Source organism: Nonomuraea sp. NPDC048882, from assembly GCF_040649755.1.
Lineage (GTDB): Bacteria > Actinomycetota > Actinomycetes > Streptosporangiales > Streptosporangiaceae > Nonomuraea > Nonomuraea maheshkhaliensis.
Genome location: NZ_JBEZGB010000003.1, coordinates 872995 through 895857 on the forward strand (window position 1 = coordinate 872995; position 22863 = coordinate 895857).

The 22863-nt window shown below is 72.3% G+C and carries 25 protein-coding genes; 15 read left to right on the plus strand and 10 right to left on the minus strand.

Annotated features, from left to right (window positions below; translation table 11 throughout):
* Window positions 1-114: 114 nt before the first annotated feature.
* On the minus strand, window positions 115-1074 hold the full coding sequence (locus tag AB0C27_RS13935) for a WYL domain-containing protein (RefSeq protein ID WP_357842772.1): 960 nt from the start codon (window positions 1072-1074) through the stop codon (window positions 115-117).
* A gap of 128 nt (window positions 1075-1202) precedes the next feature.
* Between AB0C27_RS13935 and AB0C27_RS13940 the strand changes: the two genes are divergently transcribed.
* Window positions 1203-1886 carry an alpha/beta hydrolase gene (locus tag AB0C27_RS13940; RefSeq protein ID WP_357842775.1) on the plus strand — a complete coding sequence of 228 codons (684 nt, stop codon included), beginning with the start codon at window positions 1203-1205 and terminating at the stop codon, window positions 1884-1886.
* Between the two features lie 21 nt (window positions 1887-1907).
* Here AB0C27_RS13940 and AB0C27_RS13945 read toward each other — a convergent pair whose 3' ends face one another.
* Together AB0C27_RS13945 and lexA are read right to left on the minus strand one after the other, a co-directional pair.
* A complete protein-coding gene (locus AB0C27_RS13945) occupies window positions 1908-2723 on the minus strand; it encodes an SAM-dependent methyltransferase (RefSeq protein WP_357842777.1) in 816 nt (271 codons plus the stop codon).
* Window positions 2724-2880: 157 nt separating this feature from the next.
* The gene (lexA, locus tag AB0C27_RS13950; protein ID WP_357842780.1) at window positions 2881-3537 is read right to left on the minus strand and encodes a transcriptional repressor LexA; all 657 of its coding nucleotides are present in this window, start codon (window positions 3535-3537) and stop codon (window positions 2881-2883) included.
* Window positions 3538-3777: 240 nt separating this feature from the next.
* On the opposite strand from lexA, the gene AB0C27_RS13955 reads away from it, so the two are divergent.
* From AB0C27_RS13955 to AB0C27_RS13970, 4 genes are all read left to right on the plus strand, one after another.
* Window positions 3778-4215 carry a helix-turn-helix transcriptional regulator gene (locus tag AB0C27_RS13955; protein WP_357842783.1) on the plus strand — a complete coding sequence of 146 codons (438 nt, stop codon included), beginning with the start codon at window positions 3778-3780 and terminating at the stop codon, window positions 4213-4215.
* 10 nt (window positions 4216-4225) lie between these two features.
* Complete coding sequence (locus tag AB0C27_RS13960; RefSeq protein ID WP_357842786.1) at window positions 4226-4636, plus strand: VOC family protein; 411 nt, start codon at window positions 4226-4228, stop codon at window positions 4634-4636.
* Window positions 4637-4888: 252 nt separating this feature from the next.
* Entirely contained in the window at window positions 4889-5545 is a 657-nt protein-coding gene (locus AB0C27_RS13965) for a maleylpyruvate isomerase N-terminal domain-containing protein (RefSeq protein ID WP_357842788.1), read from the plus strand.
* A gap of 33 nt (window positions 5546-5578) precedes the next feature.
* Window positions 5579-6355: a class I SAM-dependent methyltransferase gene (locus AB0C27_RS13970; RefSeq protein WP_357842791.1), complete on the plus strand. Its 777-nt coding sequence runs from the start codon at window positions 5579-5581 to the stop codon at window positions 6353-6355.
* Here AB0C27_RS13970 and AB0C27_RS13975 read toward each other — a convergent pair.
* Complete coding sequence (locus AB0C27_RS13975; RefSeq protein WP_357842794.1) at window positions 6294-6659, minus strand: DoxX family protein; 366 nt, start codon at window positions 6657-6659, stop codon at window positions 6294-6296. The genes AB0C27_RS13970 and AB0C27_RS13975 overlap by 62 nt on opposite strands.
* A gap of 134 nt (window positions 6660-6793) precedes the next feature.
* On the opposite strand from AB0C27_RS13975, the gene AB0C27_RS13980 reads away from it, so the two are divergent.
* A complete protein-coding gene (locus tag AB0C27_RS13980) occupies window positions 6794-7168 on the plus strand; it encodes a helix-turn-helix domain-containing protein (protein ID WP_357842797.1) in 375 nt (124 codons plus the stop codon).
* Between the two features lie 91 nt (window positions 7169-7259).
* Window positions 7260-8036, plus strand: coding sequence for a MerR family transcriptional regulator (locus tag AB0C27_RS13985; RefSeq protein ID WP_357842800.1), 777 nt, complete (start codon window positions 7260-7262; stop codon window positions 8034-8036).
* 25 nt (window positions 8037-8061) lie between these two features.
* On the opposite strand, the gene AB0C27_RS13990 is transcribed toward AB0C27_RS13985, so the two are convergent.
* A complete protein-coding gene (locus AB0C27_RS13990; RefSeq protein ID WP_357842803.1) occupies window positions 8062-8748 on the minus strand; it encodes a TetR/AcrR family transcriptional regulator C-terminal domain-containing protein in 687 nt (228 codons plus the stop codon).
* Window positions 8749-8783: 35 nt separating this feature from the next.
* On the opposite strand from AB0C27_RS13990, the gene AB0C27_RS13995 reads away from it, so the two are divergent.
* The 3 genes from AB0C27_RS13995 to AB0C27_RS14005 all read left to right on the plus strand — a co-directional run bounded on the left by AB0C27_RS13995 (window position 8784) and on the right by AB0C27_RS14005 (window position 13508).
* A complete protein-coding gene (locus tag AB0C27_RS13995; RefSeq protein ID WP_357842806.1) occupies window positions 8784-10157 on the plus strand; it encodes an FAD-dependent monooxygenase in 1374 nt (457 codons plus the stop codon).
* Window positions 10158-10282: 125 nt separating this feature from the next.
* The gene (locus AB0C27_RS14000; protein WP_357842809.1) at window positions 10283-11350 is read left to right on the plus strand and encodes an FAD-dependent oxidoreductase; all 1068 of its coding nucleotides are present in this window, start codon (window positions 10283-10285) and stop codon (window positions 11348-11350) included.
* A gap of 757 nt (window positions 11351-12107) precedes the next feature.
* Window positions 12108-13508 (plus strand): alpha/beta hydrolase, encoded by a 1401-nt coding sequence (locus AB0C27_RS14005; protein ID WP_357842812.1) that lies wholly within the window; start codon window positions 12108-12110, stop codon window positions 13506-13508.
* A gap of 9 nt (window positions 13509-13517) precedes the next feature.
* Here the strand turns inward: AB0C27_RS14005 and AB0C27_RS14010 are convergent, their stop codons facing one another.
* The gene (locus AB0C27_RS14010; RefSeq protein WP_357842815.1) at window positions 13518-14438 is read right to left on the minus strand and encodes a LysR family transcriptional regulator; all 921 of its coding nucleotides are present in this window, start codon (window positions 14436-14438) and stop codon (window positions 13518-13520) included.
* A gap of 205 nt (window positions 14439-14643) precedes the next feature.
* On the opposite strand from AB0C27_RS14010, the gene AB0C27_RS14015 reads away from it, so the two are divergent.
* The gene (locus tag AB0C27_RS14015; RefSeq protein ID WP_357842818.1) at window positions 14644-15564 is read left to right on the plus strand and encodes a TIGR03620 family F420-dependent LLM class oxidoreductase; all 921 of its coding nucleotides are present in this window, start codon (window positions 14644-14646) and stop codon (window positions 15562-15564) included.
* A 46-nt stretch (window positions 15565-15610) separates the two neighbouring features.
* On the opposite strand, the gene wrbA is transcribed toward AB0C27_RS14015, so the two are convergent.
* Window positions 15611-16219, minus strand: coding sequence for an NAD(P)H:quinone oxidoreductase (gene wrbA / locus AB0C27_RS14020; RefSeq protein ID WP_357842821.1), 609 nt, complete (start codon window positions 16217-16219; stop codon window positions 15611-15613).
* Between the two features lie 110 nt (window positions 16220-16329).
* Here wrbA and sigJ (AB0C27_RS14025) point away from each other — a divergent pair, with 110 nt between their 5' ends.
* Complete coding sequence (gene sigJ, locus AB0C27_RS14025; RefSeq protein ID WP_357842825.1) at window positions 16330-17292, plus strand: RNA polymerase sigma factor SigJ; 963 nt, start codon at window positions 16330-16332, stop codon at window positions 17290-17292.
* Window positions 17293-17395: 103 nt separating this feature from the next.
* Here the strand turns inward: sigJ (AB0C27_RS14025) and AB0C27_RS14030 are convergent, their stop codons facing one another.
* Window positions 17396-17935, minus strand: a complete 540-nt coding sequence (locus AB0C27_RS14030) for a TIGR00730 family Rossman fold protein (RefSeq protein ID WP_357842828.1) — start codon at window positions 17933-17935, stop codon at window positions 17396-17398.
* Window positions 17936-18038: 103 nt separating this feature from the next.
* Here AB0C27_RS14030 and AB0C27_RS14035 point away from each other — a divergent pair, with 103 nt between their 5' ends.
* Window positions 18039-18644, plus strand: coding sequence for a CAP domain-containing protein (locus AB0C27_RS14035; protein WP_357842831.1), 606 nt, complete (start codon window positions 18039-18041; stop codon window positions 18642-18644).
* 225 nt (window positions 18645-18869) lie between these two features.
* The gene (locus AB0C27_RS14040; RefSeq protein WP_357842834.1) at window positions 18870-19463 is read left to right on the plus strand and encodes a hypothetical protein; all 594 of its coding nucleotides are present in this window, start codon (window positions 18870-18872) and stop codon (window positions 19461-19463) included.
* A gap of 97 nt (window positions 19464-19560) precedes the next feature.
* Here AB0C27_RS14040 and sigJ (AB0C27_RS14045) read toward each other — a convergent pair whose 3' ends face one another.
* Both sigJ (AB0C27_RS14045) and AB0C27_RS14050 read right to left on the minus strand, forming a co-directional pair.
* Window positions 19561-20514 carry an RNA polymerase sigma factor SigJ gene (gene sigJ / locus AB0C27_RS14045; protein WP_357842837.1) on the minus strand — a complete coding sequence of 318 codons (954 nt, stop codon included), beginning with the start codon at window positions 20512-20514 and terminating at the stop codon, window positions 19561-19563.
* A gap of 118 nt (window positions 20515-20632) precedes the next feature.
* Entirely contained in the window at window positions 20633-21376 is a 744-nt protein-coding gene (locus AB0C27_RS14050) for an SDR family NAD(P)-dependent oxidoreductase (protein WP_357842840.1), read from the minus strand.
* A 934-nt stretch (window positions 21377-22310) separates the two neighbouring features.
* Between AB0C27_RS14050 and AB0C27_RS14055 the strand changes: the two genes are divergently transcribed.
* Window positions 22311-22841 (plus strand): phosphotransferase, encoded by a 531-nt coding sequence (locus AB0C27_RS14055; RefSeq protein ID WP_357842843.1) that lies wholly within the window; start codon window positions 22311-22313, stop codon window positions 22839-22841.
* The last annotated feature ends 22 nt before the right edge of the window (window positions 22842-22863 follow it).

A 22863-nucleotide genomic window follows, 5' to 3' on the forward strand; every position in this document is an offset into this window, starting at 1 on the left:
GGCCGGAGATCGACACCGAACGCATCATAGGCGTCGCGCTCGACAGCCTCTGACGCGGCGGCCTGTGACACCGGCTTGAGACGCGGTGGCTGCTTCGGCCGCCCGGGGGCGCGGTCAGCGGGGCTCCAGGGAGGCGGTGAGGCGGGAGACGAGGGTCGCGACCGCGGCGCGCAGCTCGGGCCCGCCCTCGACGCGGAACGGGAACGGAATCGTCGGCAGCCACTCCTGCGCGTACATCGACGGGTTGCTCGTGCTGCCGACCAGCACACACCCCCCGTTCAGAGGTTCGAGCCGTCCCATGGGCGGCCGGATCCACGGCGCGACCTCCTCCCGTGGGGCGTCGAACACGACCCGCGTGCCGAACTCCCACCCGGTGCCCAGGTTCTCCTCCAGCGCCGCCACCGGGTCGAGGCCGTCAGGAGGCTCGAAGGCCCGCGTCGTCCGCCGGACCTCGCGTACGCGGTCGACCCGGTACGTGCGCACGGCCTCGGCGTGGTGGGAGTGGCAGAGCAGGTACCAGCGGCCGTGGCGGACGACGACCGCCCACGGGTCGACCTCCGCCTCCCATTCGTTGCCCGACTCGCTCCGGTAGGCGACCACCACGCGCCGCCGGTCCGCGCCGGCGGCCACGAGCGCGCTGGTGATCGCCGGATCAGGCCGGGCCGAGAACCGGTCGGGAGCCGCCGAGGCGTGCTCGCGCAGCGCCGCCGCCTGCCGCCCGACGCTCTCCGGCAGCGCCCTGATGACCTTGCCGAGCGCGGCGCCGACGACGTCGCCCGCGTCGGTGGCGGCCGGCTGCCCGTCGAGCACCGCCATGACCAGGCCGAGCGCCTCCGGCTCGGTGAAGGCGACCGGGGGCAGCCGGGTGCCGCGCCCGAGCCGGTAACCGCCGTAAGGGCCGCGGGTGGACTCGACCGGGATGCCCGCCTCGCGCAGGATCCCGACGTAGCGGCGGGCGGCCCGTTCGGTGACGTGCAGGTGATCGGCGAGCTCGGCGGCCGTCACGCCGGGGCGGTTCCTGAGGAGCTCCATCGTGCGCAGGGCCCGTGCGGTGGGGCTGAGATCGGTCGGCACCCCTGAAGATTAGGAGGTCACGTCAAGAACAGGAAGCCGAACGTCCGGAATCGGTCCTAGCCTGGCGGGGCTACCGGGTCCCGCGGGTACGGCGCTCGCCGGGACGTACCGAGGAGAAAGACCTGAATATGGACATTCTGCTGATCGGCGGCCTCTGGCTCGACGCCTCCACCTGGGACGACGTCGTTCCCGCCCTGGAGGCGCACGGGCATCGCGCCGTGCCGGTCGCCCTGCCAGGCCAGGGCGACGGAGCCCGTTCGGCCACGCTCGACGACCAGGTGGCGGCGGTGCTCGCGGCCGTGGACGCGGCGCGGGGCGAGGTCATGGTGGCAGGACACTCCGCCGCCTGCACCCTGGCCTGGCTGGCCGCAGACGCGCGCCCGGACCGGGTCGCCAAGGTCGCGCTCATCGGGGGTTTCCCGTCGGGCGACGGGCAGGCTTACGCCGACTTCTTCGAGGTGGAGGACGGGGTCATGCCGTTCCCCGGATGGGGGCCGTTCGAGGGGCCCGACTCCGCCGACCTCGACGAGCAGGCCAGGCGGGACTTCGCGAGCGCGGCCGTACCGGTGCCCGAGGGGGTGGCGAAGGGCGTGGTGCGCCTGACGGACGAGCGGCGCTTCGGCGTGCCCGTGCTGGTGGTGTGCCCCGAGTTCACCCCCGCGCAGGCGCGCGAGTGGGTCGCGGCCGGGGACGTGCCTGAGCTGGCCAAGGCCGAGCGGGTCGACTACGTCGACCTCGACTCCGGGCACTGGCCCATGCTCACCCGTCCGGCGGAGCTGGCCGATCTCCTGGCCGCCGCCGCCAAGCCCTGACGCAGCCGGGATGCAGGGACCTCAGGGGACGCGGCCGACGGCGCAGAGGATGTCGGCGCCGCCCGGACCGGCGAGCGAGGGATCGAGGGCGACCTCGGGGCGCCAGTCGGTCGTCGACACCAGGCCGGGCTCCATCAGTTCCAGCCCCTCGAAGAAGCCGGCGATCTGCTCGCGCGTGCGCGGGGTCACGTTGCCGGCGGTGGTCCTGCGGTAGACGTCGTTGCCCTCGCCGACCACGTCGCTGCCCAGCTCGCCCGCGGTCACGTGCGAGATGATCAGGTGGCTGCCGGACGGCAGAGACTCGCGGACGGTGCGGACGATGGACTGGGCCTGGTCGTCGTCGGGGATGAAGTGCAGCACCGCGACCATCAGCACCGTCAAAGGCTGCCGGAAGTCGAGGTGGCCGGTGACGTCGGGGTGGCCCAGGATCGCCTTGGGGTCGCGCATGTCACCCTCCACCACGAGGACGTCGCCGGTCTCCGCCAGCAGGGCGCGGGCGTGCACGAGCACGATCGGGTCGTTGTCGACGTAGACCACCCGCGAGCCGGGGGAGAACCTGGCCGCGACCTGGTGCACGTTGTCCTGGGTCGGCAGCCCGGTGCCGATGTCGAGGAACTGGTGGGTGCCGCCTTCCGCGACCGCGCGTACGGCCCGTCCGAGGAACGCCCGGTTGGCCTGCGCGACCTCCTTCGCGTTGGGAGAGAGCTGGATGATCTGGGCGGCGGCCTCGCGGTCGGCGCGGAAGTTGTCCTTGCCACCCAGGAGATAGTCGTACATCCGGGCCACGCTCGGCACGGTCGCGTCCACGCCCGCAGGTGCCCGCTCCTGCTCCGTCATGCCTTCTCCTTAGTCACTCGTTAAAACGATCGTAGTAGGAGAGGCAGGGGAGCATGTGCGGGATTGCCCGAATCTACGACGTAAAGGCGCTGGCCGCTGACGCGAAACTGAGCCGTCACACAGCCACGACCGCTGAGCCGTCACACAGCCGCGACACTCAGACGTTGCGCAACACCGACACGACGATGCCCAGCACCACGGCACGGTCGCCGTCGATGACGTCGTACGCGGGATTGCGAGGTTCGAGAAGAACGTGCCCGCCGCGCCGCCGGTAGACCTTCACGGTGGCCTCGTCGTCGATCATCGCGGCGACGATCTGGCCCGAGTGGGCCTCGGGCTGCTGGCGTACCACGACGAGGTCGCCGTCGCAGATGGCGGCGTCGATCATCGAGTCGCCCCGGACGCGCAGGCCGAAGACGTTGCCGCGCCCGGTCAGGTCGCGGGGCAGGGTCAGGGAGCCGTCCAGGTGCTCGTCCGCGGGGATGGGCACGCCGGCGGCGATGTCGCCGACCACCGGCACGCTCACCAGCTCGCCGGACGTCTCCGCCGCCGGGCCGCGCAGGAACAGGCGGACGTCGATGGGCCGGGTCATCGACGCGCTCCGGCGCAGGAAGCCCTTGTCCTCCAGGCTTCTGAGGTGCTTCGAGACCGTGGACGCCGAACGCAGCCCGACCGCCTGGCCGAGCTCGCGGGTGCTCGGGGGGTAGCCGTACCTGATCACCCAGTCCTGGATGGCGGCCAGGATGCGCTGCTGACGCGGCGGCAGGGCGGCGGCGTCGAGGTGGTCGAACGGGTCGGCGTCGTAGGCGGTCACGGTTGAGATCGTAGAGGTGGTGCGGCGGGTACGCGGTGAGGGCGGCCTTCGGCGGGCGAGTTCGCCGGAATGCGGACTGCCGATGCGGGGAGTTCCGCCGGAGGGCCGGCCATCGGCGCGCCTGGCCCCGTACCCGGACCGGACTGGTCGTTCGCGTGCGTCACCTGCCCGATCACCCTCCGCAGGGGCTGTTATCGCAGGTCAACGGATTCTGTCGGCGGGCGGTTGTATATTCTTCCCATGACTGCGGAAGACCTGGCCGACCTGGTCCGGCTGCGGCGGGTGCGTGATCTGATCGACCGCGACTATGCGCGGCCGCTCGACGTGGCGGCGATGGCCCGCCACGCGCTCATGTCGCCGGCGCACTTCTCGCGGCGGTTCCGCGCGGCCTACGGAGAGACCCCCTACAGCTACCTCATGACCCGCCGCATCGAGCGGGCGATGGCCCTGCTGCGCGCGGGCATGAGCGTCACCGACGCGTGCATGGCGGTGGGGTGTACGTCGCTCGGCTCGTTCAGCTCGCGCTTCACCGAGCTGGTGGGGGAGACGCCGAGCGCCTACCGCGCCCGCGAGCACCGCGCCGAGACGGCCATGCCCCCGTGCGTGGCGAAGGTGCGCACCAGACCGGTCAGGCACGCCGAGATCCGGAGGGAGGCGGGACGCGAAGCCGCGGCTTAGCGTTGACCTCATGTCCATCGCACTGCAGTACTGTCACGTCACCGTCAACGACGTGGAAGAGTCGCTCGCCTTCTATCGCGACGGGCTCGGGCTCGACGTGACCAACGACGTCTCCTCGGGCGGGTTCCGCTGGGTCACCCTCGGCAGCCCGACCCAGCCGGGCCTCGAGATCGTCCTGTCCGAGCCGCACGCCGGCCGATCCGAAGCCGACGGCGACGCCGTGCGCGAGCTGCTCGCCAAGGGCGTCATGCCGATGCTCATCTTCCGTACGGACGACCTCGACGCGACCTTCGAGAAGGTGCGGGCCAGCGGCGCGGAGGTGCTGGAAGAGCCGGCTGAGCAGCCGTGGGGCCCTCGCGACTGCGCCGTCCGCGACCCCTCCGGCACCATGATCCGCATCGCCCAAGAACCGAAGGCGTAGCCGCCCACGCCGGGCCGGGTGGCTGGGACGTCTCGCTGCGACGCCGCTGGTCGCCGGGCCGTGTGGCCGGGGCGTTGTGCACGGATGCTGTCAATTACCCGGCGGCGTCTGGAGCGTCTTGCTGCGATGCCGTTGATCGACGGGCCGGGGCCGGCATGTCTCGCGGGGATGCCGCTGGTCAATGGGGTTTGTCGGGGTGGCGCCGGCGGAGCTGGTTTGGTTCTTGTCGTGGGATCGCATTACGTTGCCGGAGTGGATCTCTTCTCACGCTCATGGGATGCGTTGCTCGCGGCGGTCGCCGAGCTTCGTGGGGAGGACTTCGCGCGGCCGTCAGGGTGCCGGGGATGGCTTGTCCGGGATCTGGTGTGTCACCTGGTCATCGACGCGCAGGACCTTCTCATCACGCTGGCGACCCCCGCGGACACGGAGCCGACCCGCGATGCGGTGACGTACTGGGAGGTTTCGGATACGCCGCCGAGTGGTGAGGATCCGCTGGACGCGCTCACCGTCCGGCTGGCGGCGGCGTACGAGGAGCCTCGGCTGCTCACGTTCCATCTTGACGACGTCGGGTCCGCCGCCGGCCGGGCCGCCCGTCTCGCCGATCCGGCGCTGCGGGTCGGCACCCGTGACGAGGTTCTGACGGCGGGCGACTACCTCGGCGCGTACGTGCTGGAGTGGACGCTGCACCACCTCGACCTCGTCGCGCACCTCCCGCACATCCCGGGACCGCCCGCGGAAGGCGCGGCCCGTTCCCGCGAGATGCTGGAGAAGATCGCCGGGACGCCGTTCCCCGCGTCGTTCTCCGACCAGGACGCGCTGCTGGTCGGCACCGGGCGGCGCGATCCGACCGGCGCGGAGCGGGCCGAGCTGGGCGAACTGGCCGGGAGGTTGCCGTTCGTCCTCGGTTGACCGCCCCATCTCTCCGACCGACAGGATGATCGCATGACGGCGCAGAACGGCAAGCGGTGGAACCACAACGTCCACTACCACCCGCGCATCCTGAGCGCGATCCCCGACGGTGCGAAGAGCGCCCTTGACGTGGGCTGCGGCGAGGGCACACTGGCCCGTGAGTTACGGCGGGTCGTGCCGCACGTCACCGGCGTCGACCGCGACCCGGCCGGCATCGCCCAGGCTCGCGACCACGCGGCCGCCGCGGCCGGCGTGCCTGACGCGGCCGCCGCGAACGACGCGCCTGTCGCGGGCGACGCCGACGATGCGGGCGACGCGGGCGACGCGGGCGACATCGTCTACATCGAGGGCGACTTCCTCACCCATCCCTTCGAGCCCGCCTCGTTCGACGTCGTCACCTCGGTGGCGACCCTGCACCACATGGACGCCGCCGCCGGGCTGACCCGCATGCGGGACCTGCTCGCCCCCGGCGGCGTGCTGGCCGTCGTCGGGCTGGCCCGCAGCACCATGCCCAGGGACCTGCCGCGCGAGCTGGCCGCCGTCGCCGCCAATGTTCTGCACCGGGCGACGAAGAACCACTGGGAGCATCCGTCGCCCACGGTGTGGCCGCCGCCGGTGACGTACCCGGAGATGCGGGCGCTGGCCGCCGAGCTCCTGCCCGGCTCCGCGTACCGCCGCACCTCATGTGGCGCTACAGCATCGTGTGGCGCAAGCCGCAGGACTGAACGAGCCCGTCAGAGCCAGACCGTCAGAGCCAGACGGTGGCGAGCCAGGCGGCCACCGCCGCGGCGGCCAGGAGGACGACGTTGAGCCCGATCAGCCGCGCCTCGCCCCGGCTCAGGTGCAGCGTGATGCCGCCGACCTGGAGCAGCGTGAGGCCGACGGCCGCGGCGAGGGCGAGCCACGGCGCGATCCCGGTCAGCGGCGGCAGGACGAGCCCGGCCGCGCCGAGCAGTTCCAGGGTCCCGATCACGCGGACGAACGGCATCGGGACGGCGTCGACCCAGCCCATCATCGGCCGCAGCCGCTCCTTGTCCTGGGCGACCTTCTTGCCTCCGGAGTAGAGGTACATGAGGGCCAGGAGCGCGGCGACGACCCAATAGGAAATCTCCATGAAAGGCACACCTCGGGGGTTGTTGATGTGGCCTCGGCCACGATGGTTACCACTGGTGGGGCAGCCTCATGATGCGTCACTATCGAAAGCCCTACAAAAGGCACACGCGTGTGCGTTACCCACAAGGGGCTGTCGTGTCGGAGTACGAGCACACCTGCATGATCCGGGGAGACGGGGGCCGGACGCTCCGCGCCGTACTCGACCGGATCTGCAACAAGTGGACGCTGCTGATCGTGGCGACCCTCGACCAGGGCTGCCTGCGTTTCACCGACCTGCACGAGCAGGTTCCCGGCATTTCCCAGCGCATGTTGACGCTGACCCTGCGCAACCTCGAACGCGACGGCCTGGTCTCGCGGACGGTGCATGCCGAGGTGCCGCCGCGGGTGGAGTACGCCCTGACGCCGACCGGCAAGAGTCTCATCCCGCCTGCGCTGGCGCTGGCCGGCTGGGCCATCGAGAACGTCGCGCACATCGAGGCCAGCCGGGAGGCCTACGAGGCCCGCACCTGACCCGGGTAGCCTGCACGCCATGACATCGCCGAGGGCAAGGCGGTGACGGGCCACGCTGGCGGACGGGCGCCGACGACGAAGGAGGAGACCGGTGCGCAGCAGTGAACTGGCCGCGCTGGCCGGCGTCACGATCCGTACCGTGCGGCACTACCTGCAGATCGGGCTGCTCGAAGAGCCCGAGCGCTCGGTCAACGGCTACCGCGACTACGACGTGCGCCACCTGGTCCGGCTGCTGCGGATCGGCCGCCTGACCGAGCTGGGCCTGCCGCTCGCCGAGCTCCCGGACGTGCTCGACGATCCCCAGGTCACCGAGGAGGTGCTCGACGAGCTGGACCGGCAGGCGGTCGCCGAGATCGAGCGGCTGACCAGCCGGCGGGCGGCCATCGCCCGGCTCCGCCGCGACGGCGCGATGCCCGACCTGCCGCCGGAGATGGCCGACTACGGCCAGGCCATCAAGGCCGTCGCCCCGGACACGGCCCGTCACGAGTACGAGCAGCTCCTGCTGATCTCCCACCTGATCGGCGAGAACGGGACCGCTGCCCTCGCCGGCGCCATGGCCGAGCAGGCCCTCTTCACCCCGGCCACAGCGGACCTGGTCCGGCGCTTCGGCGAACTCGGCCCGGACACGCCGTGGGAGAGCGTCGAGCGGCTCGCCGACGACATGGTGACGCGGTACCTGCCCCTGCTGGAGAACTGGCCGGACGTCGAGTTCGGCGCCGACGTCTCCTCGATGCTCGCCGCCTACGGCGAACGCCACCTCAACGAGCAGCAGCACCGCGTGAACCGGCTGTTCGTGGAGCGGGTGATGGACCGGCTGGCGAGGGGGAACGCGCGGGCGCACGGCGACCACCCGCCCGAGCCCGCCTGATCCCTACGAAACAGGGCGCGCCGGCTCAGGGAGCCGTCTGCTGGGAGGCCGCGATGCCGGTGAGGATGCGCTGCAGGCCGGAGGCGAACTGTTCGGCCGGGCTCAGGTCGGCTGCCGCGGTGAGGCTCGTGACCCGGGGATAGTCGCCGCTTTCGATGATCTTGCGCATGTAGGGGGCCACGTCGGCGCGCCACTCGTCCTCGGTCTGGCCGGTGCGCCGCTGGGTCTCCTTCTCGGCGAGCTCGCGCATGACCGCCCCCCGTACGTAATCCCTGATCAGCCCGACGACCGAGCCCGCCGCGGCGACGTCGGAGGTCAGCGGGGCGGCCGCGGTGAGGGCGCGCTCCAGGCCGCGCAGCCAGTTGGGGCCGAGCGAGGGCCGGGTCGCCAGCAGCGGGGCGAGCCAGGGGTGCCGCAGCCACAGCTCGCGCTCGTGGTGGGCGTACGCCTCCAGGTCGGCGCGCCAGTCGCCGGTCAGCGGCACCTGGTCGTCCTGCACCGTGTCGGCCATGAGGTCGAGCAGGTCGTCGCGGCTGTCCACGTAGCGGTAGAGCGACGTCGTGCCCGTCGAAAGCTCGGCGGCGACGCGGCGCATCGACACCGCGTCGAGCCCTTCGGCGTCGGCGATGGCGACGGACACGCCGACGATGCGCTCCACGCTCAGGGCCTGCCTCTTCGGCCGGTACGGCTCACGCTCCCAGACAAGCGGCATGGACACGACTCTACCGGAATGGCTACAGTGTTCCCATGAACGGGCACACTGTATCCACTGATGTTCTGATCGCCGGCGGCGGATCCGTCGGCCTGATGCTCGCGGTGCTGCTGCGCCACCACGGCGTCAAACCCCTGGTCGTCGAGGAGAAACCGGAGCTGTCACCCCATCCCAGGGCCAACGGCATCGGGCTGCGAACGGTGGAGATCCTGCGCGAGGTCGGCCTGGCGGAAGCGGTCGACGAGGCCGCGATCGACCTGCGGGCGGGCAAGATCAAGGGGCGTACGCTGGCCGAGGCCGACTTCACCGACGGCGTGGCGTGGAAGGCGAGGGGCGAGAGCGAGTTCACGTACACGCCGGCCAGGATCCGCGGCACCTGCGCGCAGAACCGGTTCGACCGCGTACTGATCACCAAAGCGGGCGACGTGGAGTTCGGCGTGGCGCTCGACTCGTTCGAGCAGGACTCCGACGGCGTCACGGCCACCCTGTCCGACGGGCGGGTGGTGCGGGCGCGCTATCTCGTGGGGGCCGACGGCGTGCGCAGCCGGGTCCGGCGGATCCTCGGCCTCGGCGTCGCCGGCCCCGGCGCGATGGGCAGGGAGACGACGAGCGTGCTGTTCGGTGCCGAGCTGCGGCCGGAGCAGCCGTTCGCGATGTGCGACATCGAGCATCCTGACGCGCGCGGCCTGCTGGTGACGGTCGACGGCGAGCGCGAGTGGGTCTTCCTCACCACTCTCGGCACCGAGCCGACCCCCGAGCTCATCCGCACGGCGCTCGGCGACCCGTCGATCGAGGTGGAGATCCGCAGCGTGCTGACGTTCAGGGGGCGCGGCCAGGTGGCCGACCGGCTCTCCGACGGGCGGGTCTTCCTGGTGGGCGACGCGGCGCACGCCATCCCGCCGCTGGGCGCGTTCGGGCTGAACACCGGCGTCGCCGACGCGCACAACCTGGCCTGGAAGCTCGCGCACGTGCTGCGCGGCGAGGCCGGGCCCGAACTGCTGGAGACCTACCACGAAGAGCGCCATCCGGTGGCCTTGATGACGATGGAGCAGGCGCGCCTGCGGTTCGAGGACCCGTCCCTGCACTGGGGCAAGGACATGGCGCGGGCGCGCCAGGCGGTGGGGGCGATGAACGCGCCGGTGGTGCACATGGGGTACCGGTACGGCGGCGCGGAGCTCCCCTCCACCGAGGACGTCGCGCTCGGCTTCGACGGGTCGCCGGGATCGCGGCTGCCGCACATGTGGGTGGCCGACGGGGTGTCCACGCTGGACCTCGTCGGGTCGCGGTGGTGCGTCGTCACAGCCGATCCCGGCGTTCCGGCCGACGTCCCGGTGCACGTGGTGGACGGGTGGCCGTACGGGACGCTGCTGGTCCGGCCCGACGGCTACATCAGCCGCCGGTACGAGTAGCGCAACGGCCGCCGGCAGGAGTGGCGCGCTCGGGCCTGGTCGAGTCGTCAGCCTGGCCCGACATATCACCTCTCATGGCGAAAAATCCGGTTTCGCGGTACGTCGGCGCCTGCTAGAACGCTGTGATGACGGATCGCGGAATCGTAGTGGTCGGAGCCGGCATCGTCGGGGCGTCCCTGGCGTACCACCTGTCCGGGCGCGGCCGGCCCGTCACGCTGATCGACGCCGGCCTGCCCGCATCGGGCGCCACCCACGCGTCCTTCGCCTGGATCGGCCGACCGGCCGTCAGCGACCTGCCCTCGGCGCCGCTGCGTTACCTCGCGCTGGAGGAGTACCGGCGGCTGGAGAAGGAACTCGGCGAGCTGTCGATCCGCTGGTCGGGCGCCATCACCTGGGACGGTTTCGACGCGACGGGACCACGCATCGACGACGTCCGAGCGCTGGAACCACACCTGCTCGACCCTCCGGCCGTGGCCGTCCATCGCTCGGAGGACGCCGCCTTCGACCCGGTCGCGACAACGGAACTCCTAGTCACCGCCGCCCGTGACCGGGGCGCGCGGGTGCTGACGGGGGTACTGGCGACCGCCCTCGACCACCGCCCGAGCACAGTGAGCGGTGCGGGTACGACCGCCTCTGACCAGAACGCGACCACGGTGAGCGGCGTCCATACGACTGCCGGGTTCCTGCCCGCCGAAACCGTCGTCCTGGCAGCCGGCACCGGCACGGTCGCCCTGTGCGCCGGGATCGGGGTCGCCCTGCCCGTCGCGCCGTCGCCCGCCATCCTCGTCCGGCTGAGCGCGGCGCCGGGCCTGGTCCGGACGATCGTCGCGACGTCGTCGCTGGAGGTCCGGCAGCTCGACGACGGTACGGTGCTGGCGCCCGAGGCGTACAGCGGCGAGAAGGACCAGGCCGCGCTCCTCGCGACCGCCCGGCGGGTCCGCGACCGGTTCGCCGCCTCCTTCGCCGGAGCCGATGACACGAAGGTCCTCTCCGCCGAGATCGGCTGGCGCCCGATGCCCGCCGACGAGGAGCCGATCATCGGCCGTCCCACCGGCACTCATGGTCTGTACGTCGCCGTCATGCACTCGGCGATCACCCTGGCCGCCGCAGCCGGCCGCCTGGCCGCCTCCGAGATCCTCACCGGGGTACCGGCCCCCGAACTCGCCGGCTGCCGACCGGACCGCTTCCACTGATCCCCCCGCGACGAGCCGACCCGCCGCCACGGCGTGCCGGTCGTTCGTCGTGGTCCGGCCGACCGCTGGCGTGCACTGGCACTGGCCCGCCCGCTGCCCGCTCCCAGCCGCTCGCCGGCTCGCCCGCCTCTCGCTGGCCGTCGGTTCGTTCCTGCGCCGCGCAGCTCGTGTCGCCTGCCGCTTGACGCGCGTTGACTTGGACGCGACGTCATGGTTTTGGCTGTACCCAAGCCGACACCGAGTCCGGCGCGGGGTTCGATCCCCGAGCTCGACGCCGCGTTCGATGCGGGGCGTGCGGTTCGGGGACCTTCTGACCTCGCCGTTCTGTCGCGAGTGCGAGCCGGCCGGGTGTCCGTGGCCGACCTGCCTGGAACGGTCACGAGCCAGCCTGGGACAGTCGCGCGCCAGCCGGACATGTCAGGACGCGTTTCGTCGGCCATCATCCTTCGGCAACGGGAGAACACACATGTCATATCGCAGGAAACCGGCCGTCGCTTTGGGCGCCGCAGCGCTGACGCTGCTCTCTGGCAGCTACGCCGCCCCGGCTCAGGGGCAGGCCATCCCAGCGGCCGGCCAGATCACGCAGATCGGTCAGCGGGCCGTGGCGGGTGGCGGGCTCGCCGTCCCGGCCGCCGCTGCCCAGGCTGGCCAAGGCGCTGAGGCCGGCCGAGTTGCTGAGGCTGGCCAAGTCGTTCAGGCCGGTCGGCGGGACGTATCCGCGAGCACCAGCCTGAAGCGGTTCTACCAGCAGAAGCCCGTGTTCAAGCCGTGCGATCCCCCCAAACTGCCGCCCGGCGCCCCCATCGTGAGAACCGAGTGCGCGCGGCTCAAGGTGCCGCTCGACTACCGGAAGCCGAACGGCAGGCAGGCGGAGATAGCGTTGCTGCGGGTGCCCGCGCGTGGCAAGAATCGGATCGGGTCGCTCGTGCTGAACCCCGGCGGTCCCGGCTTCCCCGGCACCACCCACGCGGCCCTGACCACCGCCGTGTGGGCCAAATCGCCGATCACCGAGCGTTTCGACCTGGTCGGGTTCGACCCGCGCGGCGTCGGTGGCTCCAAGCCGGCGCTCGACTGCTACACCGACGCCCAGCGCGACCACGACGCGAAGCTCTCCTCGACCCCGGCCGGTCTGGACGACTGGACCGAGCGGGAGACGCGCCGGCTGGTCGAGCGGTGCGCCGCGCGTTCCGGTGGCAGGCAGGTGCTCGCGCACGTCGGCACCCGCGACGTCGCACGGGACATGGACGTGCTGCGTCAGGCCCTGGGCGATGCGAAGCTCTCCTACGCGGGCACCAGCTACGGCACCCGGCTCGGCGCCGTGTACGCGGAGATGTTCCCGCGCAACGTCCGCGCGCTGGTGCTCGACGGGGCGATGGACCCGATGGCGGGCACGTACGAGCGGCGCGTCCAGCAGGCCACCGGCCTGCAGCGTTCGTTCGAGCGCATGGCCGCGTCGTGCGCCACGCGGCCGGACTGCCCGCTCGGCACCGACCCGAAGCGTGCCACCCAGGTCTTCCAGCGGCTCGTCCGGCCGCTGATCGGCAAGCGGGCGCGGACCTCCGACGGGCGCGGACTGACGTTCGAGCAGGCGATGGAGGGGATGACGGCCGCGCTGTACGGCCCGGCGGCCTGGCCCGCCGCGATCGCCGGCATCGCGGAGCTCAAGGCCGGCAAGGGCGACACCCTGCAGAAGCTGCGCGACGGCTACCACGAGCGTGGCGCCGACGGGCGCTACAGCGGCTCGCTGGAGGCCACGCTGGCGATCAACTGCCTGGACGAGGAGCGCCACACGCCGGCGCGGGAGACCGCGATGAACCGGGCGTGGTTCAAGGCGGCCCCGTTCACCGACCACGGCCGTACGATCAGGCAGGCACGCGACGGCTGCGAGCACTGGCCCGTCAAGCCGACGCTCGGCTACCCCTACGCCACGAACATCAAGGGCCTGCCCGCCACGCTGACGGTCTCCGTCACGGGCGACCCCGTGACGCCCCACCAGGGCGGCGTCAACCTGGCCAAGGCGCTGGGCGGCGGCCTGCTCACCGTTGAGGGCGAGCAGCACGGCGCTCTCCTAACGGGCAACGCCTGCGTGAACAAGGTCGTGAGCGCGTACCTCATCGACCTCGAAACCCCGGCCGCAGGGGCCCGCTGCAAGCTCTGAACGGCACACTCACAGGTCCGGCGGCGTGGTGGCCGGGCCGGTGAGGTGGGCCTCGGCGCTTCTGCGGAAGGCGGCCACGAGGCGGCTGCGGTCGCCGGCGCGGGTGGCCAGCACGACCTGGCTGGGCGCCACCCCCTCCAGCGGCACCGTGGTGAGGTCGGAACGCAGACCCCTCACGGCTGCGCCGACCGGGACGATGAGCACGGCCTGCCCACCGGCCACGAGTTCCAGCTTGTCCTCGGACTCCTCGATGAGCGGGCCGTCGGGCGCCGCGCTCCCGTCCGGCCGGGGGTCGGCGCGCCAGAAGGCGTTCCAGTCGGGGTCGGGGTCGGGCACGCGGGGGATGGGTTCGCCGGCGATGTCGTCGAGGGTGACCGCCTCCTTGCCCGCCAGGCGGTGATCCGCGCGTACGAGCAGCGCCCTGGGCTCGTCGTAGAGCACCGTGACGTGCAGCCCGTCGGTGGGGAACGGCAGGCGGGCGAGCACCGCGTCGACCCGGTGGTCGAGCAGCGCGGCGCGGGGCTCTCTCCAGCCCAGGTGCAGGATGCGCACCTCGGCGTCGGGATGCCGGCGGCGCAGGTCGCGCACCGCCGGGGCGAGCGTGAGGTTGCAGATGTAGCCGACGACGATCCGCGTGGGCCGCGCGGCGGCCCTGGCGGACGCCGTGGCCTGGGTGGCGGTACGCAGCAGGGACGTCGCGAGCGGCAGGAACACCTCTCCGGCCTCGGTGAGCCGGGTGCCCTGCGGGGTGCGGTCGAGCAGCCGGGCCCCCACCTGCTGTTCGAGGCGGCCGATCTGCCGGCTCAGCGAGGACTGGGTGAGGTGCAGGTCCGCGGCGGCCCGGCCGAAGTGCCGGTGCCCGGCGACGACGGTGAACGCGCGCACCAGCCGCAGATCGAGGTCCTCCGGAGGGCGCGGTGAGTCGGGCATGAGATCAGCGTAGCTCTGCCTGCCGCCCCCGCTGGCTGCGGTGATGCACGGATCGGGATGCCTCTTGCGGAACGCTCATTGGACTCGGGACGTCGCCCGGTCGCAAGCTGGGAACGCCGGCCGGGCACCGACGGGTGGCCCCTCAGGGTGCGCCGTAGGGGGTGCGCCGGCCGCCACGTTCGTCTGAGTAATTCGGAGGATCTTCATGGGGAGCAGCACCGTCGTCGACGCGGCCCGCCGAGCCCTGGGGCCGGTCGGCATCGCGCTGCCGGCCACGCTCACCGACCCGATCGACATCGACAAGCAGCGCGAGGCCGTCGTCCGGCTGGAAAGCGCCGGCTACCGCACCGTCTGGACCAACGAGGTCGTCGGCGGCAAAGACGCCCTCGTGCAGATGGCCGTGCTGCTGGCCGCCACCCGGCGGACGGTGTTCGGCACCGGCATCGCCAACATCTGGGCCAGGGAGCCCGAGACCCTGCACGGCGCCGCCTCCGTGCTGGCCCAGGCCTATCCCGGCCGGTTCGTGCTGGGCGTCGGGGTCGGGTACGCGCAGCAGGCGGCCGCGACCGGGCGGGAGTTCGGCAGCCCGCTGAGCAGGATGCGCGACTACCTCGACCGCATGGACGGCCCGACGATGCCGCCCGCCCCGGACGCGCCGTACGCCAGGATCGTCGCCGCGAACGGCCCGAAGATGCTCGCCCTGGCCGGTGAGCTCGCGGACGGCGCGCTGCCGGCCGGCGGGCCTCCCGCGTTCACCACGCAGGCCCGCCAGGTGCTCGGCCCGGACAGGCTGCTGGTCATCGGGCTCTCCATGGTGCCTGGCGACGACCCCGTCCGGGCGAGGGAGATCGCACGGGAGCGGGTGGCGGCCGGGCTCGCCCAGGCGTGGTTCGCGGCCGCCGTGGCCCGGCTCGGCTTCACCGAACAGGAGATCGCCGACGTGAGCGACCGGCTGGTGGACACGATGATCGCCCACGGCGACCCGGCGGCGATCACGGCCAAGGTACGTGAGCACCTGGCCGCCGGCGCGGACCACGTGGCGCTCCTGCCGGCGATCGGCACCGACTTCGCGACCAGCGTGGACCAGGCCGAGTGGCTCGCCCCGGCCCTGCACGACCTCCACTGAACGGCACCGCCCCGCCGCGCCTCGCGTTCGGCAGGGCGGCGCGGGATCAGGCGGCGCGGCCCGCCTTGAGCCGCGCCGTCGTGTCGACGACGCGGCGGGCCTGGTGGCGGGCCGCCTGGAGGGTGGTCTCGCTGGGCATCCCGTCCCCGGCCACGTGGGAGGTCCCGTACGGATTGCCCGTCTCGAACTGGACGGCATCGGTGTATCCGGGCGGCACGATGACGCCACCCCAGTGGTAGAACGTGTTCCCCAGCGCCAGGATGGTCGACTCGTGCCCGCCGTGCGCGGTGTTGGCGGCGGTGAAGGCCGAATACACCTTGTCGGCGAGCTTGCCCTGGAACCACAGGGGCCCGGTGGTCTCGATGAACGCCCTGAGCTGGCTGGCCGGATTGCCGAAACGGGTGGGCGTGCCGAACAGCACGGCGTCGGCCCAGAGCAGGTCGTCATGACCGGCCTCGGCGACGTCCGCGGTCTCTTGCAGGTGCGCCGCCCATTCGGGGCTGGAGCCGATCGCCTCCGGCGGGGCCGACTCCGCGACCTTGCGCAGCCGTACGTTCGCGCCGGCCTTCTCCGCCCCCTCGGCGACCGCCCGCGCCAGGGCGTGGACGCGGCCTGTGGCACTGTAGTAGATGACCGCGACGTTCACGGGTTCCATGATGAGGTGTCCTTCCTTCAGAGACTTCCGCCGGTACGACGACACAGCCCCGCGCGATGTGAGGTGACCCGCCGGCCTCACATTCCGGCGCGGCGCGTCGTCGTACGAGGATGAGAGAGAAGGAATCCGGCCACACCATGACCCACCCACCCGCACCGGAGGACGGCCGGCCCGACCCGGGCCTGAACGCGCTCATGAGCGAGCGCCGCCAGCTGATCGGCCTCGCCTACCGGCTGCTGGGCTCCCTGGCCGACGCCGAGGACGTCGTCCAGGAGACCTACGCCCGCTGGTACGCCATGTCGCCGCCTCAGCGCGAGGCCATCGACTCGCCGGGCGCCTGGCTGACCAGGGTGGCCGGCCGGATCTGCCTCGACGTGCTCGGCTCGGCCCGGGCCAGGCGCGAACGGTATGTGGGGGAGTGGATCCCCGAGCCGCTGCTCGACCACGGCGAACTGCTCGGCGGCCGGCCCAGTGCCGTCCCGCCCGACCCGGCCGACCGGGTCACCCTGGACGAGTCGATCACGATGGCCTTCCTCGTCGTGCTCGAATCGATGACCCCGGCGGAACGCGTCGCGTTCGTGCTGCACGACGTCTTCGGCTACCCCTTCGCCGAGGTGGCCGAGATCGTCGGCCGCACCCCGGCCGCCTGCCGCCAGCTGGCCACCTCGGCCCGCCGCCGCATCGATCACACGCGGACCCCCGCGCCGCCCGCCGACCGGCACGCCGGCCTCGTCAGGGCCTTCAAACAGGCATGGGAGAGCAAGGACATCGCCGCCCTCATCGGCGTGCTCGCCCCCGACGTCACGGCGACGGGCGACGGCGGCGGGCTCGTCACCGCGGTGCCGCACCCGGTCCGCGGCGCCGAGGCGGTCGCCCGCTTCTTCGCCGACCGGGCCGGCGCGCTGCCTGATCTGGTGCTCTCGGAGTGCACGGTCAACGGGCGGCCGGGGCTGGTGGCCGAGCAGGATGGGGTCGCCGTGTCGGTGATGGCGTTCGACGTCGCGGACGACCGGATCATCCGCATCTGGGCCGTGCTCAACCCGGACAAACTCCGGTCGTGGACGGCGGGCTGACCCGCGTGCCGCCGACCGGCACAGCCACTCCGGCCGATCCCCGCCGTCTCCTCGGCGGGGATCGCGCGCCGGCGATCAGCGCGGTGAAACCTCACGCCGGCGATCAGCTCAGTCCGAACGACTCCTCCAGGTAGGCCATCGCCCCCACGGGCTCCTCGGCGAAGAAGACCAGGTCGGTGAGGGGACGCGGCAGGAAGCCCTCCTCCTCCATCCGCCGGAACTGCTCCTTCAGCCCGTCGTAGAAACCCGCCGTGTTCAGCAGCACGACCGGCTTGTCCGTGCGCCCGTGCTTCTTCAGCTCCAGGATCTCGGTGGCCTCGTCCAGCGTGCCCGTGCCGCCCACCATGATGACCACGGCGTCGGCCTTCTCCAGCAGCAGCCGCTTGCGCTCGCCGAGGTCGGCCGCGATCACCATGTCGTCCACGCCTTTGCGCGCCTTGGCGGCCAGGAAGTCGACCGAGACGCCCATCAGCAGCCCGCCCGCCGCGTGCACGCCGTCGGCCACCACCTTCATCAGGCCCACGTCGGAACCACCCCACACCAGGGTGTGCCCGCCCTGGCCGATCAGCTCAGCGAACTCGCGGGCGGGGCGGGTGTAGGTCTCGGACAGGTCGGCGGCGGAAAGGAAGACACAGATGTTCATGCGCACCACCGTACGAGGTGTGAGTAGGGCGTACCTACTCATGCGCAGGCAGGGTGGCCGCCTTATCACTGAAGGACGTTCATCCTCAGACAAGGAGATCGCGGTGAATCGCACCCTCAGCCTGCTCGGCGCCGCCGGCGTCGTGGCCCTGGGCGTCCTGCCGGCCCTGAGCACGCCCGCCACGGCGGCGCCCAACTGCGCCGCCGCGGCGGCGTACTACGACAGCGCCCCGACCAGCGCCAACCTCGCCATGCTCCGCCAGGCGGTGCACTGCCTGATCGACGCCGAGCGGGCCGCGGTAGGGCTCGGCCCGCTGTCCGTCAACACGCCGCTCACCAACGCGGCGAGCGGGCACGCCGCCGCCGCGGCCGCGATCAAGTGGTGGCGGCCGGGCGCCGACTCGCATCGGAACCCGCAGACCGGCTCCACGCCGGGCAGCCGCATCACGGCCGCCGGCTACTGCCCGAACCCCGTCTCCTGGTCCTACGCCGAGACCACCTACACCGGCTGGGGCACCGGAGCGGGCACACCCCGGGCCGCCGTGCGCTGGTGGGTGCACATCAGCACGTACGGGCACCGCCAGATCGTGCTCAGCCCGACGCTGAGGGACCTCGGGGTCGGCGTCGCGGCCGGGTCGGCGGACCCGGCCGGCGCGGGCTCACCGGGCGGTGGCACGTACGTGGTCGACTTCGGCCGCTGCCAGCGCTGACAACCCCGCCGGCCAGGTCGCCGGCCGGTATTGACAACCCGTCGGCCCGTACGCGCGGGCCGGCGGAAAGCGGACGGCAAGCACGGTCGAGTCGGCGAAAGCGGACGGCAAGCACGGCCGGGCCGGCGGAAAGCCGACGGCAAGCAGCGCGCAAACTCCTGTCGCCTCGATGCAAGCGGTCCGCGTTACACATAGTGACGTCACCACTACGAAAGGATCACTCCGATGTCGCGCTCCCGTGCCATCCTCGGCCTCCTCACCGCTCTCGGAACGGCGGCCACGGCCGTCGCCGTCACGGCCGCTCCCGCGAGCGCCACCGCCTGTGACCCCGCCCTCGTGGCGCCCGCCGGCAGCCTCGTCGGCAACCTGTGGCGCTCCAACGGCGGCGAGCGCAGCGTCTACGGCTGCCCGACCACCAAGGAGTACGGCTACGCCGGCAAGCGCGGCTCGTACCAGTTCTTCCGCAACGGCAAGATCGTCTGGTCGCCCAACCTGGGCAACGGCACCCTGGTCCGCGCCTACTACGCCGGCGGCAAGGCCGTCTTCCGCTGGAGCGGCCTCGGCCGCGACTGGGACTTCTTCAACGTCCGCTGGAGCATCAACGGCGGCAAGGCCACCCAGGTGAAGGTCGCCAGGGAGACCCCGTGGAGCGGCGTGTACGCGGTGAACCCCAGCTGCCAGGACGGGGTCTGCATGACCTCCAACGGCCATGGCGGGGTGCTCAAGGCCGCCTTCATCGTGCAGGGCTGCGACCGCGGCACCTTCAGCTCCGACTGCGGGCCCTGGAGCATCGCCACCTCGGTCAAGGCCCCCTACTGACCCGCCTCCATGGATCCCGCCTCCGCCGAGCCCGGGTCACACCGATCGCCGCCCGCCGCCCGCCGCCCGGCGGCGGTCGGCTGATCGTCCCGGGCTCTCACGCGTCCCCCAGCAGCCCGACGTCGGACACCGGCCCGATGTGGCCGAGCTTGTCGGGGTTGGCCACCGAGTGGATCGCCTGCACCACGCCGTCGGCCACGTCGAGCTCGACCACGGCCGCCACGCGTCCTTCCCCGTCGTACAGCACCGCGCCCGGCCGGCCGTTGACCCAGGCCAGGCGGGGCAGGACGCCGAGCCGTCTGGCCCGGCGCAGCCCCGCGACCAGCATCCGCGCGGTACGCAGCGACCCAGCCGCCGGGCTCCCGATCGACGGCGCCTTGCCGCCCCCGTCGCCGTGGAGCACCACGTCGGGCGCGAGCAGGCCGAGCAGCGCGTCCATGTCGCCGCCCCCGGCCGCCTCGAAGAACCTGCGGGCCAGCTCCTCGCCCGCCGCCCGCTGCGCGGGCCCGCCGCGCACCTTGCGCCCGGCGGAGATGTGCTGCCTGGCGCGGGTGAAGATCTGGCGGCAGTTCACCTCGGTCTTGCCGGTGATCCTGGCCACGTCCTCGTAGCCGTACCCGAACACCTCGCGCAGCATGAACACCGCCCGCTCCACCGGCGACAGCGACTCCAGCAGCACGAGGAACGCCATCGACAGCGAGTCGGCCAGCTCGGCGCGCTCGGCCGGCCCCTGGCCGTCGGCGGGCACGACGACCGGCTCGGGCAGCCAGTCGCCCACGTACGTCTCCCGCCGCACCCGCGCCGACCGCAGATGATCGATGCCCAGCCGCGTCACCGCCGTCGTCAGGTACGCCTTCAGGTCGGCGATCACGGTGCCCGCCCGGCGCGCCCGGGTCAGGCCGACGAACGCGTCCTGCACGATGTCCTCCGCGTCGCCCACCGATCCGGTCATCCCGTAGGCGATGGAGAACAGCAGCGGCCGGTACGCGGTCGTGCCCGTCTCGTCCGCCGGTTCGGGCAGGGGCTCCCGTGCCGGTCTTTCGCCGCTCATCTCCATGGCCTTCCCGTTCCGGGGCGTTTCCGCACGACGTCAAGCGTTCCAGGACGCTTCCGTACGACGTCGAGCGGGGTGTCGAACGGGGTGTCGAGCGGGGCGTCGAGGGCGGCGTTCACCAGGCGACGGGGCCGAGGCGGTCGATGAAGATCCCGCTCGGCCCGTCGGGGCCGAGCGTCGCGAGCTCCACGATCGGGTCGCTGCCCTCGGTGACCGTCAGCTGGCCGGTGTGGTGGTTCATGTCGGTCGCGGTGAACTTGCGGTTCGCGACCTCTCCCGGGGTGAGCAGGTTGAACTTGATCTCCGGGAGGGCCTGGGCGTACCGGACGGTGATCATGTTCAGCGCGGCCTTCGACGAGCTGTAGGCGAGCTCGTGCATCTTCGAGACGGGCTGCTCGGGATCCGTCACGACCGCGAAGGAGCCGCCGCCGCTGGACACCATCACCACCCGCGGGTTGGCCGCCGCCCTGAGCAGGGGGAGGAACGCGTGCGTGACCCGGACCGGGCCGTACACGTTGGTGTCGTAGACGGCGTGCAGCTCCTCGGCCGTGGCGTCGGCGGGGGTGACCACGTTGCCCGGCGCGCCGGCGTTGTTGACCAGCACGTCCAGCCGGTCGGTGTGCTCGCGGACGCGCCGCACGGCGTCGGCCACCGACTCGTCCGAGGTCACGTCCAGCGGCACCGTGACCACGTTCGCGCCGTCCGCGGCCAGCTTGGCGGCGGCCGTCCTGCCGCGCTCCGCGTCGCGCGAGCCGAGGAAGATCGTCCAGCCGAGCTCGCCGAGCCGCCGGGCCGTTTCGAGGCCGAGTCCCTTGTTGCCTCCGGTGATCAGCACCGAGGTCTGCTCCGTGTTCGTCATGCCCTCTAAGACGGGCTCCCGCGTCCTGCTGTGACACCCTGTGAGCGAGCTCACACGGGCGCGCATCCAGCGGTCGTCGTCGGCGGTCGTCGGCGGGGGTCATCGGCCGTAGGAACGCACCCGGACTTTACGTAGTGAATTCCCCGTCAAAGCAGAGCGAAATAAGTGGATATATCCCGTTTGATGTGATTTACGGGCATATTGTGCTATTTGGAAAGTGGCAACGGGGGGAGGACTACGATGGCTGGATCAAGCGGCTTCCCAGAAGGAGGCGGCTGCGGGCGGCGTCGCTGGCGTCGTCGTCGCTGCCGCCGTCGCAGGCGCTGGTGGGGCGGCTGGGGAGGCCCATGGGGCGGACCCTGGGGCGGCCCTTGGGGCGGAGGCTGGCACTGGTGGTGAACCGGACCGGCTCATGAAGCCGCGGGCCGCGGCGGTTTCCGAACGCACCTGAAACCAGTCCCCGTTGGCGGTGCCTGACGGATTCCGCCGCGAGCCCGCATCAGCCCCGCGCGATCACCAGAAGGAGTGAGGTGCGGAATTCACCGGACGCGCGGGGCGCGATGCCGATCGGTACGGAAGACGAGACCATTCACGGCGCGCTTCCGCACGCCACGGGTGGCCGCAGGATCGAATGGGCGGCGGTGCCCGGGCGGGTCGCCGCCGGAATGGAGCGGCTGCTCGGCAGCAGGGTGATCGACGCGGTCAGCCAGCCTGGCGGTTTCTCGGAGGGTCTGGCCGCGCGGGTGCGGCTGGCGGACGGCGGGCGCGCCTTCGTCAAGGCGGCCAGTTCACGTACGGCGCCCGTGGTGGCGGGCTTCCATCGCAGGGAGATCGCGATCTCGCGGACGCTTCCCCGGACGGTGCCGGCGGCTCGGCTGCTGGACGCGTACGACGACGGCGACTGGGTGGCGCTGATCTTCGAGGAGATCCCCGGATGGTTGCCGGCCCAGCCGTGGCGGCCCGACGCGCCGCTCCGGAACCATCCGCCACGCGCGCCGCTGCGGGACGAGCCGCCGCCGGCGCCGTCCGGGAAAGGCTGGCGGCGATCTCGCCGTGGGCGGCCCGGCACCTCGACGACCTGGCCGCGCTGGAGGAGCGCACCGCGCCCGCCCTCACCGGCCGGACCCTCCTGCACGGCGACCTGTACCCGTTCAACCTCCTGCTGCACGAACGGCGCGTCTTCGTCGTCGACTGGCCGCACGCCTGGGTCGGCGCCGCACACTGCGACGTGGTGACGTTGCTGGCGGGCGTGTCGCTCAGCGGCCTGGATCCGCAGCCCATCGCCGAACGCCATCCGCTGACCCGCGACCTGGACCCGGCCCAGATCGATGCGGTGCTGGCGGCGCACTCCGGCTTCCTCCTCCGCACCGCCGCCTCGGTGGGGCCGGGGACCGATCGCCGCCTGGTGGACATGATGACCGCCCTGGGCCTCGCCTCTCTGCGCTGGCTCAGGAACCGCCGGTGACGCCGACCGTTCCTCAGCACCG

What these genes read in the sequence shown, in the direction of transcription:
- AB0C27_RS13990 (WP_357842803.1), bottom strand. Translation starts at nt 8,748, where the DNA reads ATGCCGCTTGTCTGGGAGCGTGAGCCGTACCGGCCGAAGAGGCAGGCC.
- sigJ (WP_357842825.1), top strand. Translation starts at nt 16,330, where the DNA reads ATGAGAGAGAAGGAATCCGGCCACACCATGACCCACCCACCCGCACCG.
- wrbA (WP_357842821.1), bottom strand. Translation starts at nt 16,219, where the DNA reads ATGGAACCCGTGAACGTCGCGGTCATCTACTACAGTGCCACAGGCCGC.
- AB0C27_RS14030 (WP_357842828.1), bottom strand. Translation starts at nt 17,935, where the DNA reads ATGAACATCTGTGTCTTCCTTTCCGCCGCCGACCTGTCCGAGACCTAC.
- AB0C27_RS13970 (WP_357842791.1), top strand. Translation starts at nt 5,579, where the DNA reads ATGACGGCGCAGAACGGCAAGCGGTGGAACCACAACGTCCACTACCAC.
- AB0C27_RS13940 (WP_357842775.1), top strand. Translation starts at nt 1,203, where the DNA reads ATGGACATTCTGCTGATCGGCGGCCTCTGGCTCGACGCCTCCACCTGG.
- AB0C27_RS14050 (WP_357842840.1), bottom strand. Translation starts at nt 21,376, where the DNA reads ATGACGAACACGGAGCAGACCTCGGTGCTGATCACCGGAGGCAACAAG.
- AB0C27_RS14015 (WP_357842818.1), top strand. Translation starts at nt 14,644, where the DNA reads ATGGGGAGCAGCACCGTCGTCGACGCGGCCCGCCGAGCCCTGGGGCCG.
- AB0C27_RS14055 (WP_357842843.1), top strand. Translation starts at nt 22,311, where the DNA reads ATGGTTGCCGGCCCAGCCGTGGCGGCCCGACGCGCCGCTCCGGAACCA.
- AB0C27_RS13975 (WP_357842794.1), bottom strand. Translation starts at nt 6,659, where the DNA reads ATGGAGATTTCCTATTGGGTCGTCGCCGCGCTCCTGGCCCTCATGTAC.
- AB0C27_RS13955 (WP_357842783.1), top strand. Translation starts at nt 3,778, where the DNA reads ATGACTGCGGAAGACCTGGCCGACCTGGTCCGGCTGCGGCGGGTGCGT.
- AB0C27_RS14040 (WP_357842834.1), top strand. Translation starts at nt 18,870, where the DNA reads ATGTCGCGCTCCCGTGCCATCCTCGGCCTCCTCACCGCTCTCGGAACG.
- sigJ (WP_357842837.1), bottom strand. Translation starts at nt 20,514, where the DNA reads ATGAGCGGCGAAAGACCGGCACGGGAGCCCCTGCCCGAACCGGCGGAC.
- AB0C27_RS13960 (WP_357842786.1), top strand. Translation starts at nt 4,226, where the DNA reads ATGTCCATCGCACTGCAGTACTGTCACGTCACCGTCAACGACGTGGAA.
- AB0C27_RS13995 (WP_357842806.1), top strand. Translation starts at nt 8,784, where the DNA reads ATGAACGGGCACACTGTATCCACTGATGTTCTGATCGCCGGCGGCGGA.
- AB0C27_RS14000 (WP_357842809.1), top strand. Translation starts at nt 10,283, where the DNA reads ATGACGGATCGCGGAATCGTAGTGGTCGGAGCCGGCATCGTCGGGGCG.
- AB0C27_RS14010 (WP_357842815.1), bottom strand. Translation starts at nt 14,438, where the DNA reads ATGCCCGACTCACCGCGCCCTCCGGAGGACCTCGATCTGCGGCTGGTG.
- AB0C27_RS13945 (WP_357842777.1), bottom strand. Translation starts at nt 2,723, where the DNA reads ATGACGGAGCAGGAGCGGGCACCTGCGGGCGTGGACGCGACCGTGCCG.